This window comes from Sorangium sp. So ce185, from assembly GCF_051526825.1.
GTDB classification, from domain to species: domain Bacteria; phylum Myxococcota_A; class Polyangia; order Polyangiales; family Polyangiaceae; genus Sorangium; species Sorangium cellulosum_D.
Window position 1 is genome coordinate 827,994 of sequence record NZ_CP150316.1, and the last position, 14,399, is coordinate 842,392.

A 14,399-nucleotide genomic window follows, 5' to 3' on the forward strand; every position below is an offset into this window, starting at 1 on the left:
GTGAGGCGCGGCCAGGCGGCTCCCGGCCGGGCGCCCGTCCCGCGCCGCTTTACCGTGTGATTTCCGGTTCTTCCGGGGCCCGGGGCTTGCCGTGGCGACGCCCGCCACACATCAGCTCCATGGAATGGCTGACGAGAAAAGGCCGGTGTCGCGCACGTGGCTCGGGTACCTGCTGATCGCCGCCGCGATCCTGGTCTTTTCCGGGATCGTCAAGCCGCCGGGGCCCCCGCTCGTGCCCTACGACGAGGCGGTCGCCGCGGTGCGGCGCGGGGAGGTCGGCGCGGCGGTCGTGAAGCCCGACGAGATCGAGCTCGTCCGCCACGCCGGCGCGCAGCGGACCGAGGAGCACGTCCGCGCGACGCGGCTGCCCGGCGTCGAGGACGAGCCGCTCGTGCGGGCGCTGCTCGATCAGCAGGTCCGCATCCAGGCGCAGAGCGCCCGGTCCGGGGCGTGGGCGCAGGCGGCGATCTGGCTCCTGCCGCTCCTGCTCCTCAACGCGGCGTTCTTCATGATGCTGCGCCGGGCGGGGCAGGGGGCCGGCGGGCCGCTCGGGTTCCTGCGCAGCAAGGCGAAGGTCTACGACCGCTCCAAGCAGGAGCCGGTGCGCTTCTCCGACGTCGCGGGGGTCGACGAGGCCAAGGACGAGCTCGTCGAGGTCGTCGACTTCCTGAAGGAGCCGTCGCGGTACCGGTCGCTCGGCGGCCGGATCCCGCGCGGCCTGTTGCTCGTCGGGCCGCCCGGCACCGGCAAGACGCTGCTCGCGCGCGCCGTGGCGGGCGAGGCGGACGTGCCGTTCTTCTCGCTGAACGCGAGCGAGTTCGTCGAGATGTTCGTCGGGCTCGGGGCCGCGCGCGTGCGCGAGCTCTTCGAGGAGGCGCGCAAGAGCGCGCCCAGCATCGTGTTCATCGACGAGATCGACGCCGTGGGCAGGACCCGGGGCGGCCTCAGCGCCCTGTCGACCCACGACGAGCGCGAGCAGACGCTCCACCAGCTCCTCGCCGAGCTGGACGGCTTCGACGCGCGCACCACCGTGATCCTGATGGCCGCCACCAACCGGCCCGAGGTGCTCGATCCGGCCCTCTTGCGGCCCGGGCGCTTCGACCGCCAGGTCATCGTGGATCGCCCCGATCTGCAGGGGCGCGAGGCGATCCTCGCCGTGCACGCGCGGCGGGTGCCGCTCGCGAAGGACGTCGACCTCGGGCTCGTGGCGCGCCGCACGCCGGGCATGGTCGGGGCCGACCTCGCCAAGATCGTCAACGAGGCGGCGCTCGCCGGGGCGCGGCGCGGCGCGAGCGAGATCGGCCAGGCCGACGTCGACGAGGCGCTCGACCGGTCGCAGCTCGGCCTCCGGCGCCGCGGGCAGATCATGACCGCGGAGGAGCGGCGGCGCGTGGCCTACCACGAGGCCGGGCACGCGCTCGTCGCGCTCGCGCTGCCGGCCGCCGATCCGGTGGAGCGGGTGTCGATCGTGGCGCGCACGATCGGCGCGCTCGGCGTCACGATCCAGGTGCCGCGCGGCGAGCGCCAGCTGGTCACCGAGCAGGAGCTCGAGTCGCGCGTCACGGTGATGCTCGGCGGCAGGGCGGCGGAGGAGATCGCGCTGGGCCAGGTCTCGAGCGGCGCGCACGACGATCTCGGGCGGGCCACGGCGCTCGTCCGCGAGATGGTGACCCGCCTCGGGATGAGCCGGCGCCTCGGGCTGCCCGCGCTGTCGCGCAACGTCGGCGCGCCCATGCTCGGCGTGATCCAGGAGGAGCGCACGTGCAGCGAGGAGACCGCGCGCGAGGTCGACGAGGAGGTGAGGGAGCGGCTCGGCGAGATGTACCTGAAGGCCAAGCAGCTGCTCGTCGATCGCCGCGAGGGCCTCGAGGCCGCCGCGGAGGCGCTCGTGCTCAAGGAGACGCTGCGCGGCGAGGAGCTGGAGCAGATCGCGACCGTGTCGACGCGCCGGAAGATCTCCGTGGGGTCGCCGAGCGCGGCCTGAGGCGCGCGCCCCGCGGCGCTGGGCCCGTGCCTCAGGCCGCGCGGCGCCGTCGCCTGAGGCCGCCCGCGAGCGCGGCGAGCGACAGCCCGGCGGCCGCCCACGCCCGGTCGCCCGCGCCCCCGGCGGCGCGGCAGCCGCAGCCGCCGTCCTCTTCCGCGAGCTCGCCGCCGTCCGGACCGTCGTCCGGCGGCGCGACGCCGATCCCGCGCACCGTGATCTCCTGCACCGGATCGCTCGGGTCGTTCGACGCGACGCGGACGGTCGCCGCGAACGCGCCGCCCGCCTTCGGCGCGAAGCGGATCGCGAAGTCGACCGCCGTCTCGGGGTCGATCTCGAGCGCCTCGTCGGCGAGCTCGAAGCTCTCCGGATCGTCGGTCTCCACGGCGACGTCGAGCAGCGCCTCGCCTGCGTTCGACAGCTGGACGATCTCCACGTTGGCCTGCCCGACCTCGACCGGGCCGAAGTCGATCTCCCGCGTGTCCAGCGCGAGATCCGGGAGCGGCACGTGGACGCGCTCGCTCTCGAAGATCCACGCCCGCTCGGTGAGCGGGAAGTCGAGCGGGATGTCGGCGATCGGGATCGACCACTCGCGGCCGAGCAGGCTGACGCTGAACGCGGGGATGAGGTGGAGCGTGCCCTCGTAGCGCACCGAGCCCTCGGGGCGCACGTTGAGCTCGACCGACGGGCCGCCCAGGTACTCCGTGAACGAGGCGCTGCGCTCCTTCGTGATGTCGCCCCCGCTCACCGTCGCCTGATCGAGCGTCTCGACGGCCACGCGGTGGGTCACGTAGCGAGCGTCGACATCCATGGCGACGTCGAGCTCGAACCTCCCGTCGATGCCGGGGATCGAGCCGCCGATGAGGTCGCCGAGGGAGACGGCCGCGAGCCGCTGCGGCGCGGTCGAGCTGGCCATCGCGACGCCCGGCTCCCAGCCCCAGGCGTCGAACGATTCGCTCTCGTGCACCTGGAAGTCGATCTGGGGCACATAAGGGATATCGCCCGTCCACTCGAAGTCCTGGCCGAGGACGGAGATGCTGACGCGCCCCTCCGCGCTGACGTCGAGCCCGTAGTCGCAGCTGAACGTGCCTCCGCCCTGGTCGCCGGGGGCCGCGAGCGCGAGCGCCTCTGGCCACGACGCCTCGAGCGCCCCGCTCAGCGAGACCTGCGTGTTCGCGTACACCGCGGCCCGGAGGTTCACCTGCAACGGCGAGCCCGGAGGGACCCAGCCCGTATCGAAGTCGAGCTCGAGCGGGATTCCGTCTCTGCGCTGGAAGGTGACCGCGCCCCGCTCGCAATAGAACGGGTCGTCGGCGCACGGCGCAGCCAGCGAGTCGTAGGCCGACGCGGCCGCGGGGGCGAGGAGGGTGAGCGCGGCGGCGGCGCAGGGGAGCGCGCGCCGGGGCCGGGCGGGGCGGGAGGCCTCGAGAGCAGCGTCGCCGGACAGCAGAGAACGCATGATAGCGATTACCACGATCCGCGCGCTCCACGCCATAGCGGCATTCCAGGGGTACAGCGCCGCTAACGTGCCCCGAACAGCGTGCCGACCACGATGCCAGCGGCCGCGCAGAGAATGGCCACCACGGTCCAGAGGAGTCGCTCGCGCGAGGCGCGCTCCGGCGTCGCCGCGGCCGCCGCGCGGCCGCCGAGCGCGTCGCCGCGCGCCGCGGCTCGGCCCGGGGGCAGCGCGCCGATCCCCTGGCGCTCCCGGGGCGGAACCGCGGGAGCGACGTCCGCGGTGGAAGCGTCGTTCTGGGGCTTCGCGGCGTAGTCCAGGCCGGTGCGCTCGAGCCCGAGCTCGGTGATCGAGATGGCGTCCGCGAGGCTCGTGGGGGTGTGGCCCACGACGCGCCGCTCGCGGCAGGCGCGCAGGGCGTCGGCGAAGGCCCGGGCGCTCGGGTGCCGCGCGGCCGGGTCCTTGGCGAGGGCCCTCAGGATGACGGCCTCCAGGCCGGCCGAGATGAGCCCGTCGCGCTTGCCGGAGCGCGGCGGGGGCGGCTGCTCGGTGATATGCGCCGTCATGACGGCGATGGGCGTCCGTTTGCTGAACGGCACGGCGCCGACCACCATCTCGTAGAGGATGCAGCCGAGCGCGTAGATGTCGCAGCGCGGATCGACGTCCTCGCCGCGCACCTGCTCCGGCGCCATGTACTCCGGCGTCCCGAAGATCATGCCCTGCTCGGTGAGCCCGGTCGTCATCAGGTCGCCGTGCACCACCTTCGCGAGCCCGAAGTCGACAACGCGGACGCGGCCCCCGAGCGGCGACGGCGCGCCGCCGCCGGGCGCGGACGACGGCGGCGCGCCCGGGCGCTCGATGAGCACGTTGGCCGGCTTCAGATCGCGATGCACCACGCCCGCCGCGTGCGCGGTCTCCAGCGCGGCGCAGATCTGGAGGGCGATCTCGATCGCCCGGTCGACCTCGATCGGCACGTGCTCCCGCAGGAGCTCCTCCAGCGAGCTGCCGTCGATGTGCTCCAGCGCGATCATGAGCAGCCCGCCCTCCTCGACGAAGTCGAGCATCCGGACGACGTGCGGGCCCTCGAGGCGCTTCAGGATGGCGGCTTCCCGGTGGTAGCGCCGGAAGATCTGCGGCGCGCCGGAGAGGTGCCGGTGGATCACCTTGAGCGCGACGCGCTGGCCGTCCTCGTCGCGGGCGGCGCGGTAGACGACGCCGGAGGAGCCCTCGCCGACGACCGACTCCACGGTGTACCGCGACGCGATTCGGTGCCCGGGGGCCAGGCGATCGGGCGCCGGCAGCGGCGAGGTCACCGCGCACCACCCGCGTCCACGGCGTCCGCGGGCGCCGGGTCCGGCGGAGGCAGCCGGAGGTGCTGCTCGGTGAACGAGGTGCAGGCGCGCACGATCTTCGGGCTGAGCTCGATCGGGTCGAGCCGCGCGGTCGGATCGTGCTCGCGCCACGCGGCGCAGGCGGTCTCGGCGAGCCCGGTCGCGTCGAGCGCGACGTAGGCCTCGAGCAGGTGGCGGTGCAGCGTGGCGATCTGCATCCGGGCGAGATCGCCGTAGCCGAGCAGCCGGCTCGCCCGCGCCACCGCGTCGATGTAGCGGCCGCTCCGCACGTCGCTCGCGAGCTGCGGCAACTCGGCGTCGACCCGTCGCTGGGCCTCGCGCGCGCGGCCCGCCCCCTCGGAGCGCACGAGCGCGCCGGCGCTCGCGGCCTCGGCCTTGCCCTGGGTCGTGAGCGGCAGATCCGTGAGCGGCACGAGGATCACCATGCCGCGGTGCAGCGTGTCCTTCTTGAAGTGGTTGTACTTGTGGAGCATCCACGCCTTGTCCCGCTTGCCGAGGAAGCGATAGGCGATGGTGAGCAGCGTGTCGTGCTGTCCGACGACGTACCGGAGGTTGTACGGCACGATGATCTCCTGCCCGTCGGTCGGCTCGATCCAGGGCATCGTGTCGTTCGAGAGGGCGAGGACGTCGCTGCGGTCGGCGGCGCCGAGCAGGCGCTCCGCGAGGATCGTCCAGGTCTCGCCGGCGGTGACGCGGTGGTGGCCGAGCGCGGGCACCTCCAGCCGCAGGCCGGGCATGATCGGCACGCCGGCGCCGGCGTCGAGCGCGTTGGCGGCGACGAGCACCTGCTCCATCTGCACGCGCCCGTAGGTGCGCTCCGCGATCTGCGCGAGGGTCTCTCCCTCGCGGACGACGTGCGGGAACGCCGCCGCGGCGCTGGCTACCAGCGTCGTCGCGGCCAGGGCGCCCGCGGATAACCAAGTTCGCCGAGAGCTCACGCCGGCGAGGGTACCAGGGGATCGCCCGGGGTGGGACGGCTCGTTCGGGGGCGGCCGCGGGACGTTCGCCGCGATTTCGTCGCGCCGGCGGTTTCGTGCCAGAGTGCGCGCGACGCATGAACACCACGACGACGGCCGGTAGAATCCCGGCGTGGATGTCGCGGCGCTTGCCCGCCGCGGCGAGGCTCCTCACGGCCGCCCTGATCGGTCTGGCGACGCCGGGCTGCCTCGTCCGGCAGGACCTGTACGACCAGGCGCGCGCGGAGATCCAGAAAGAGCGCGAGGCGGGAGAGCGGGCGCGCGCCGAGGCCGAGCTCGCCCGCGCCGAGGCGGCGCAGCGGTCGGCGCAGGCCGCCGCGATCGAGGCGGAGCTCTCGCGGCTCGCGGACGATCTCCGGGCGCGCGATCTCCGGCTGTCCGAGGTGACGACGACCGAGGCCGGTCTCGCGCGGCGGCTGGACGAGCTGGCCGCGATGAACGAGGAGCTGTCGGCGCGGCTCCGGAGCGCCGGGCAGAGCGTGGGACAGCTCGCGAACGAGCGCGGCAGCCTGTCGGCGGAGCTCGCCGAGGCGCGGGCCAGGGTCGACGATCTGCGCCGCCACCAGGCGGCGGCCGAGGCGCGCGCGGCGCGGATGCGCGACGTCGCGAGCCGGCTCCAGGCGACGGTGGACGGCGGGAAGGTCCGCGTCGGGATCCGCGGCGGGCTGCCGCTGCTCGAGATCTCGAGCGACGCGCTGTTCGACGGCGCGAAGACCGAGGTCAAGCCGGCTGGGCGGAAGCTCCTGGCCGAGGTCGCGGGGGCGCTCCGGACGATGGCGGATCACCGGTTCCAGGTCGTGGGGCACACGGACGACCGGAAGGCGAGGGGCGCGAAGCGCGCGTCGAGCTGGGACGTCTCGACGGCGCGCGCGGTGGCGGTCGTCGAGGTGCTCATCGAGGGCGGGGTGTCGCCTCAGCGCCTGTCCGCGGCCGGAGGCGGGGAGTTCGCCCCGGTGGCGCCGAACGCCTCGGAGGAAGGGCGGGCGAAGAACCGGCGCATCGAGATCGTCCTGCAGGCCGAGCCGGAAGGGGCGGGGAAGGCGCCCGGCGAGGCGGGGGCGGCAGCGACGCCCTGAGGGGCGCGAGAATCTCGCTCTGTGACCGGCGTCCCGGCGCGCACCGCGTCGAGGCTGTGCGCGTCGTCGGAGCCGGCGGCGGGGTGAGGCCGGTGCCTGGCCGTCCTCAACTCGGATCGTCGAGCACGTCGGCGAGCGCGGCCGCGGTGACGGCCTTCTCGATCCAGCGCTCGAGGCGCTCCGGGTCCTTCTGGGCGACGATGCGCTCGCGTGCGGCGTCTGGCACCGCGATGCCACGAGCCCGGAGCACGCTCAACAGGGCGCGCACCGCTTCTTCGACGCGCCCCTCGATGCGTCCCTCGTCACGACCCTGGGCGACGTATTTCTTCGCGAAATCGCTCTGGTATTCGTAGCCCTTCATCATCGCCTCCAGCGCCCGGCGGGCCGCCTCGTTCAGGGAATTGTACAGGAGATCGTAGTAGAGCCGGGCGCGTTCGTCATCGAGCCCCTCGATCGCGGGCAGCACGGCGCTGGCGATCGTTGCGCCTTGCTCCGTCTCGCCGTGGGCCATTGCGGAGAGCACCCCCAGCTCCGGTCGACGGACCGCTTCCGCCGGGTCCGTCACGACCGGAACGTTGCTGCGACGGAGCACGGGCGGACGCAGGACGAAGCCGGGCACGCCGATCTCGATCGGCTGCGCGCACCAGTCCGCGACGAGGGGGTCGGGCGCGACGACGAGCAGGCCCGCCTGACAGCGGTGCTGATCGCGCGAGACGGTCAGATAGGCGGGCCAGCTAAACGGCTTGTTGTCGTCCTTCCTGAGCTGGACAGAACGAGCGCGCGGCGAAGCCCGTATTCAATGCATCGGGCTTGCCGCAAGCCTCAACCCATCTTGCGGTCTGCCGCCGGCTGCCCTGCTTCGCGCGTCGTCTCCCCGCGCCGCAGCGCGCACGCCGCCAGGATGCTCAGCGCCGGGGTCACGACCATGTGATACCGATCCTCGCCGAAGAACACCGCGTGCGTCAGCGCCACCGAGGCGACCGCGAACGCGAGGTAGCCGACGACGCCCCCGTTCGCGGGCCGGCCCGGCAGCGGCAGCGCCGCGAGGAGCGGGATCGCCACCGCGAGCGGCCAGAACGCGTGCTCGTCCCCGACCACCCCCCACGCGACCAGCCCCAGCACCGCCGCGAGCGAAAGCAGCTGCGCGACGAGCGCCCGCCACGGCCTCGGGCGCGGCAGCGCCACCACCCCGAGCCCCGCGACGGAGAGCAAGGCGAGGTGCGACGTCGTGAGCACGCGGCGCCACGCCGCGCGCCGCCCCTCGGGCCACGCCGCCGGGTTCGCCTCGCCCAGGTACCCGACCGGGAACGACTCGTGATCGAACGTGAAGCCCAGCTTCTTCGGAATCAGGCCCAGCCAGCGGGATGGATCGTTCTTGATCCACCGTAGCCCCTCGGCCATCCAGCAGCGGTCCTGCGCCACCTGCCCGCGCGCGATCGGGCAGCCGTCGCCGGCGCGCAGCGTCTCGAAGCGGCCCGTCGCGCGCGGGAACGCGCCGATGGCGAGGTTCCAGCCGCCGTTCGTGGAGACGAGCGCGCAGCCGTCCATCACGCGGCAGTTCCGGATCGTCCACGGCGCCACCACGGCGAGCGCCGTCGCGGTCGCGAGCGCCGCCGCGAGCGCGCCGCGCCGCCACGCGGCCCGCGCCCCGCCGGCGCCGCCGCGCGCCAGCAGCGCGAACGCCGGCGCGCAGAGCAGGCTCTGCGGCCGCACCAGCGTCGCCAGCCCGAGCGCCGCGCCCGCGAGGATCGCGCCGCGGACCGGCCGCCCGCGGGCCGCGTCGCGCGCGAGCAGCCACGGCGCCGTCACCAGGCCGAGCGCCGCGAGCGGCTCGGTCATCACGAGCGCCGCGTAGAGGACGAGCCCCGGCGAGAGCGCCGCGAGGAGCGCCGCCGCGCGGGCGCGCGCCGGCGTGGTCGCGTACCGGGCGAGGCGATGGACCACGACGACGAGCAGCGCGCCGGTCACCGCGTTCGCGACGGTCGCCACGTGCGGCCCGGCGCCGAACAGCCTGTAAATGAGGCCCAGGAAGCCGCTGTAGCCGACCGGGTAGTGGCACCACGGGTGCCACACCGCCTGGCCGCCGACGATGAGATCGTCCGAGTAGCCGAGGCCGGCGGCGATCCGGCGCGCGCCGAAGTCGTAATAATGGCCGTCCCACACCGGCTCGCGCGCCCACGCGATCGCCACGTAGAGCCGCGGCAGGAGCGCGAGCACGAACGCGAGCGCCGAGAAGGCGAGATCCCCGCCGGCGCCCGGCGCCTCCCCGCCCACGCGCGGGGGCGTCGAGGCCGCCCGGCCCGGTCGCGCCGCCTCGGCGCCGGCGCGCGCGGCCTCGACGCCGGCGCGCGCCGCCTCAGCCATGCTGCCTGGCGCGTGTTCCGGCGGAGATCTCGCGCAGGCGGCGCATGTAGGTCTTCGCCACCTGGGCCGGATCGAGCCGCAGGAACTTGGCGATTTCCTGAACGAATCCATGGACATAGACGGGCGCCGGCAGGTCGCCCATCGCCTCGTTCTCGATCGCCTGGAGGTGCGCGAGCGAGATCTTCGTCCGCTGCGAGATGTCGGTGAGCTCGACCCCCTGCGACTCGCGCACCTTGCGCAAGAGCGCGCCGCTGAACTGCGTCTCGGCGTTGATCTCGCGCGCGAGCTCGGCCTGGAGCATCGCGAGCTCGGCCGCGGCGGCGGCGTTCTCGGCGCGCGCCGGGCCGAGCGGCGTGCGCGGGTCGTCCGGGTAGGTCGAGAGGTCGTAGGCGCGGCGGCGCACGGGATCGAGCAGGGTGTCGTGCGCCTCCTCGATGCGCGCCTGCTCCTTCTGGAGCACCGCGGGGCTCAGCACGCTGACCACCGGCAGGCTCCCCTCGCGGTAGATGTCGCGCTGCCGCTTGTAGGCGCGCCGGATCTCGTCGTCGGCGGCCGTCCGGGCCAGGCCGAGCGCCTCGTACAGGGTGGCCGGCGCGGCGCTCTTCGAGGCGGCGGCCAGGGCGCGCGCGTGCGCCTCGGCCGGGCGCGAGTCGCGCGCGGCGAGCAGCGCGAGGATGCGCCGGGCCACGCGCTCGAGGTTGCGCGCGCTCTTCGAGGTCGGGCTGTCGATGAGCAGCGGCTGGCGGCGCCGCGCGGTCAGCCACACCGCGTCGTCGTGCTCGATGTGCCCGAGGTAATCGAGGGAGATGCCGAGGAAGCGATCCGAGACGGCGCTCATCGCCGGGCCGAGCTCCAGGTCCGAGCGGTGCCGCGTCTGGCTGACGACGAGGTGCGGCTTCACCCGCGGCAGCTGCGCGGCGGCGAGCGACGCGACCCCCTCGTCGAACCGCTTCACCTCCATGATGAAGTCGCGCGGCGTCGCGAGCGCCGGGAGCGACGAGGCCACCTTCTCGACGAGCCGGATCTTGAAGCGCTCCTTCATGAGCGCGCGGCGCAGGGTGCGCTGGTAGAGCGCGCGGCAGAAGCGGTAGGAGTGCTCGACCGCGAGCGGCTCGGGCGTGGTGACGCAGATGCCGACGTCGGCGTGCAGGAAGAGGTCGAGCGTCGAGGAGCCGGTCGCCGCGCCGAGGCTGACGATGACGTAGTCGACGTCGAGCTCCTGGATCATCTTCATCCAGTAGGCGGCGCGGCTCGGCCGGAGCGGCGTGGCCGTCATCGGGTCGTACGCGGTCGGGACGAGCCGGAGCCCGGGCACCGTGGTCGCGATCGGCTCGGCCTTGCCCTCCTCGATGTCCTCGCGCGTCACGAGCGGCGGCGCCTCGATCCCGAGCGCCGCGTGCAACCCCGGGCTGTAGGCGTCGGTGTCGATGATGATCACGTCGCGCCCGAGCTGCGCGAAGTACACGCCCAGGTTGACCGCGAGCGTCGCCTTCCCGACGCCCCCGCGGCCGCCGCCGACGGCGATCACCCGGCGGGATCGCGAGCTGGAGAACGAGGGGAGCTCGCCCGGCAGGGCGAGGTCGTCGTCCGACGAGCCGGGCGGGAGGGTCGAGAAGCGCGACGGAGGGTAGGACTCACCGGAGCTGGACAAGGTTCCTCTTCGTGCGGCGTGCGGGGGCGATGTCGGGCGGCTGCGGGCTGCTCGCGGGGCGCGCGTGTCCCTCCTAGCACGCGCCGCGCGCCGCCATCAGCGCCGACGTCGCCGGGGCCTCTGCGGGCGCGCACGTCTGTTCGCCGCGCCGGCGTCCGACGCGTGAGCCGTCTCGACGCGCCCCGGCCGTTGGGCTAGTCGCTCGCCGTGTCCACCGTCCGACCCTTCCGCGCTTACCGACCTCCCCAGGCGCACGCGGCCCGCGTCGCCAGCCCGCCGTACGACGTCATCTCCACCGCCGAGGCGCGCGCGCTCGCGGCCGGGGGCCTGCACAGCTTCCTCCGCGTCTCCCGGCCCGAGATCGACCTGCCCGAAGGGACGGACGAGCACGACGACGCCGTCTACGCCCGCGGCGCGCAGAACCTCGCCGACCTCATCGCCAGCGGCGATCTCGCGCAGGACCCGGAGCCGCACCTCTACCTCTACGCCCAGAAGATGGGCGATCACCGGCAGATCGGCGTCGTCGGCTGCGCCTCGGTCGCGGAGTACGAGCAGGACGTCATCAAGAAGCACGAGAAGACGCGGCCCGACAAGGAGGACGACCGCACCCGCCACATCGAGGAGCTCGGCGCCCACGACGAGCCGGTGTTCCTCACGTACCGCGCCGACGCGGGCATCGACCGCGCCGTCGCGGCGGCCACGCAGTCGCCGCCCATCTACGATTTCACGACCGCCGACGGGGTCGAGCACAAGCTCTGGGTCCTCGGCCGCGAGGCCACCGCCGACCTCGAGGAGCGCTTCCAGGCGATCCCGACGCTCTACGTCGCCGACGGCCACCACCGCAGCGCCGCGGCGGCGCGCGTCCACAGGAAGCTGCGCGGCGACGGCGGCGAGCACGACGTCTTCCTCGCCGTGGTCTTCCCGCACGACCAGATGAACATCATGCCGTACAACCGCGTCGTGCGAGACCTCGCCGGCCGCAGCGCGGAGGCGATCCTCGCCGCCCTCGGCGAGCGGCTCGACGTGGCGCCGGCGCAGGACGGCGCGGCCGCGGCCCCCGCCGGCCCGCGGGCCTTCGGGCTCTACCTCGGCGGCCGCTGGTTCACCGCGAAGGTCCGCCCGGGGTCGTTCGACGCGAACGACCCGGTGGCCTCGCTCGATTGCTCCATCTGCCAGGACCAGATCCTCGGCCCGATCTTCGGCGTCAGCGACCCCCGCCGGGACAAGCACGTCGATTTCGTCGGCGGCATCCGCGGCGTCGCCGAGCTCGAGCGGCGCGTCGACTCGGGCGCGTTCACGATGGCGATCCGCCTCTATCCGACGCAGATCGGCGAGCTGTTCGCGGTCAGCGACGCGGGGCTGCTCATGCCGCCGAAGAGCACGTGGTTCGAGCCGAAGCTCCGCAGCGGGCTCTTCATCCATACGTTCTGACGACAGCGCCGCCCGAGGGGTAGACTGCGCCCATGGCGGACATCAAGCGCGTATCACCCGAACAGGCAAAGAAGCTCATCGACGAGGAGGGGTATCTCTACCTCGATGTCCGGAGCGAGCCGGAATATGCGGCCGGGCACCCGAGCGGCGCGCACAACGTGCCGCTCATGCACGCCGCCGCCGGCGGCATGAAGCCCAACCCGGACTTCCTCGACGTTGTCTGCTCCCTCTATCCCAAGGACGCGAAGATCATCGTGGGCTGCCGGTCCGGACAGCGCTCGCTGCGCGCGGCCGAGGCCATGGTGTCGGCCGGCTACACGGCCGTCATCGATCAGCGCGCCGGCTTCGAGGGGCCGCGCGACGCGTTCGGCGCGCTCACCGAGAAGGGGTGGGGGCCCGCCGGGCTGCCCGTCGCGACGACCACGCCCGGCGCGTCCTACGCCGAGCTCCGGCAGAAGGCCGGCCGGTGACGGCCCCAGCGGGCCGCCGCAGGCGATGACGACCGCGCGCGCGGCGATCACGGCCGCGCGCGGTCGTCATCGCCGCAAACCATCGTAATCGAGCGCCGCGCGCTCCACGACGTCCCAGTCGAGGGCGGCCCGCTCCGCCTCGGCGAGCAGCTCCGCGGTGAACATCGACAGCCCCCAGAGGCCGCCCTCGCGCCGCCGGAACACGTAGCGCGTCCCCCGCGCGGTCTCGACGACGGCGCGATCGCCGTCGACCTCGACCCGCGCGACGCCGGAGAGATCCCGGCGGAGGCGGGCGATCCAGCCGAGCCGCGTCGCCATCTCGACCCAGACGTCCGCGCCGTCGGGCGCCTCGGCGTGCGCCCTGTACAGCGCGAGCAGCTTCGAGCGCTCCGGCTCCGGATAGCTGGCCTGAACCCGATCGCTCGCCTTCTGTCGATGGTCGCGGATCGCGTGGCAGGCGCGCTGCGCTTCATCGTCGAGGGCGCTGAAGGCGGGGCGGACGTCGCCGCGGCCGAGCGCGCTCGCGAGGCGGAGATACGCCCCCTCGGGGGTGGTGTCGCCGGGGTGGCGCATGACGGTGAAGCCCGTGAGCCCGCACGCGGCGGCGGCGATCCCCAGGGCGATGGCGGTGCGACGGTGCATGGCAGGAGCGGCGTGGAGCGGAGCGCGCTCCCTCTACCACGCCCGGGCGCGCACGGGCTCGCCGCGCGCGGCGCGGCGCCGAGCGGCGTTGCCGAGGGCCGCGCCTTCCGCTAGGAACCCGCGTGCTCCACGGTGCGCGCGTCGCAGTGGTCATCCCCGCGCGGGACGAGGCCCGGTGGATCGCCGAGGCGGTGGGGGCTGTCCCCGCCTTCGTCGACCACGTGATCGTCGTGGACGATGCCAGCCGAGACAGCACGGCCGAGCTCGCGCGCGGGGCCGGGGACGAGCGCCTCGAGGTGGTCGTGCACGCCGAGTGCCGCGGCGTCGGCGCGGCGATCGTCTCCGGCTACCGGCGCGCTCGCGCCCTCGGGGCCGCCGCCGTCGCCGTCATGGCCGGCGACGGGCAGATGGACCCGCGCGACCTCCCGCGCGTCGTCGCCCCGATCGTCTCGGGAGAAGCCGATTATGTGAAGGGCGATCGGCTGCGGCACCCCGACGTCTTCCGCGTCATGCCCCTCCCGCGGCTCGCGGCCACGGCGGCGCTCGCCGCGCTCACCCGCCGCGCGGCGGGCCTCGACGCCCTCTCCGACAGCCAGTGCGGGTACACCGCGATCTCGTCCCGCGCGATCGACGCGCTCGACCTCGACGGCCTCTGGCCGCGCTACGGCTACCCGAACGACCTGCTCGCCGCGCTCGCGGCGCGCCGCCTCCGCGTCCGCGAGGTCAGCGTGCGCCCCGTCTACCGCGGCGAGGCGAGCGGCCTCCGCGCGCGCCACGTGATCACCATCCTTCTCCTGATCGCCAGGAACGCCATAAGGCACCGCCTGAGCTCATCAGGGAAGCCGAAAGATCGCCCAAGCCAGGACGGAACGCGTGAGTCGGAGTTCGTCGAATCGACATGAGCCGTCGCTCAAATAGGTCGACAATCCGCGCATAGGTTCCATAGCAAAGCGGCCTGGCGACCTGACTCATCGGCTTGGCGCGGCGGACCCCACAGGC

The 14,399-nt window shown here is 74.0% G+C and carries 12 protein-coding genes; 5 read left to right on the forward strand and 7 right to left on the reverse strand.

The genetic code is table 11. From position 1 onward, the window contains the following. Positions 1 to 124: 124 nt before the first annotated feature. Positions 125 to 1,984 carry an ATP-dependent zinc metalloprotease FtsH gene (gene ftsH, locus WMF26_RS03205; protein WP_437999096.1) on the forward strand — a complete coding sequence of 620 codons (1,860 nt, stop codon included), beginning with the start codon at positions 125 to 127 and terminating at the stop codon, positions 1,982 to 1,984. 31 nt (positions 1,985 to 2,015) lie between these two features. On the opposite strand, the gene WMF26_RS03210 is transcribed toward ftsH, so the two are convergent. The 3 genes from WMF26_RS03210 to WMF26_RS03220 all read right to left on the reverse strand — a co-directional run bounded on the left by WMF26_RS03210 (position 2,016) and on the right by WMF26_RS03220 (position 5,727). Continuing rightward, on the reverse strand, positions 2,016 to 3,440 hold the full coding sequence (locus WMF26_RS03210; RefSeq protein WP_437999097.1) for a choice-of-anchor D domain-containing protein: 1,425 nt from the start codon (positions 3,438 to 3,440) through the stop codon (positions 2,016 to 2,018). Positions 3,441 to 3,502: 62 nt separating this feature from the next. Then, positions 3,503 to 4,750 carry a serine/threonine-protein kinase gene (locus WMF26_RS03215; RefSeq protein WP_437999098.1) on the reverse strand — a complete coding sequence of 416 codons (1,248 nt, stop codon included), beginning with the start codon at positions 4,748 to 4,750 and terminating at the stop codon, positions 3,503 to 3,505. Then, positions 4,747 to 5,727: a LysM peptidoglycan-binding domain-containing protein gene (locus tag WMF26_RS03220; protein WP_437999099.1), complete on the reverse strand. Its 981-nt coding sequence runs from the start codon at positions 5,725 to 5,727 to the stop codon at positions 4,747 to 4,749. Before WMF26_RS03220 ends, WMF26_RS03215 begins: the two co-directional genes overlap by 4 nt. A 116-nt stretch (positions 5,728 to 5,843) precedes the next feature. Between WMF26_RS03220 and WMF26_RS03225 the strand changes: the two genes are divergently transcribed. Beyond that, a complete protein-coding gene (locus WMF26_RS03225; protein WP_437999100.1) occupies positions 5,844 to 6,842 on the forward strand; it encodes an OmpA family protein in 999 nt (332 codons plus the stop codon). Between the two features lie 106 nt (positions 6,843 to 6,948). Here the strand turns inward: WMF26_RS03225 and WMF26_RS03230 are convergent, their stop codons facing one another. The 3 genes from WMF26_RS03230 to WMF26_RS03240 form a co-directional block, all read right to left on the reverse strand. After that, positions 6,949 to 7,461: a hypothetical protein gene (locus tag WMF26_RS03230; RefSeq protein WP_437999101.1), complete on the reverse strand. Its 513-nt coding sequence runs from the start codon at positions 7,459 to 7,461 to the stop codon at positions 6,949 to 6,951. Between the two features lie 203 nt (positions 7,462 to 7,664). Then, positions 7,665 to 9,206 (reverse strand): glycosyltransferase family 39 protein, encoded by a 1,542-nt coding sequence (locus tag WMF26_RS03235; protein ID WP_437999102.1) that lies wholly within the window; start codon positions 9,204 to 9,206, stop codon positions 7,665 to 7,667. Then, the gene (locus WMF26_RS03240) at positions 9,199 to 10,857 is read right to left on the reverse strand and encodes a helix-turn-helix domain-containing protein (RefSeq protein WP_437999103.1); all 1,659 of its coding nucleotides are present in this window, start codon (positions 10,855 to 10,857) and stop codon (positions 9,199 to 9,201) included. The genes WMF26_RS03235 and WMF26_RS03240 overlap by 8 nt, the downstream gene beginning before the upstream one ends. A gap of 207 nt (positions 10,858 to 11,064) precedes the next feature. Here WMF26_RS03240 and WMF26_RS03245 point away from each other — a divergent pair, with 207 nt between their 5' ends. Together WMF26_RS03245 and WMF26_RS03250 are read left to right on the forward strand one after the other, a co-directional pair. Next, on the forward strand, positions 11,065 to 12,288 hold the full coding sequence (locus tag WMF26_RS03245) for a DUF1015 domain-containing protein (protein WP_437335749.1): 1,224 nt from the start codon (positions 11,065 to 11,067) through the stop codon (positions 12,286 to 12,288). 32 nt (positions 12,289 to 12,320) lie between these two features. After that, entirely contained in the window at positions 12,321 to 12,758 is a 438-nt protein-coding gene (locus WMF26_RS03250) for a rhodanese-like domain-containing protein (RefSeq protein WP_061628622.1), read from the forward strand. A gap of 66 nt (positions 12,759 to 12,824) precedes the next feature. Here the strand turns inward: WMF26_RS03250 and WMF26_RS03255 are convergent, their stop codons facing one another. Further along, on the reverse strand, positions 12,825 to 13,400 hold the full coding sequence (locus WMF26_RS03255; protein WP_061628621.1) for a hypothetical protein: 576 nt from the start codon (positions 13,398 to 13,400) through the stop codon (positions 12,825 to 12,827). Between the two features lie 122 nt (positions 13,401 to 13,522). On the opposite strand from WMF26_RS03255, the gene WMF26_RS03260 reads away from it, so the two are divergent. Beyond that, a complete protein-coding gene (locus WMF26_RS03260; protein WP_437999104.1) occupies positions 13,523 to 14,302 on the forward strand; it encodes a glycosyltransferase in 780 nt (259 codons plus the stop codon). Positions 14,303 to 14,399 lie beyond the last annotated feature (97 nt).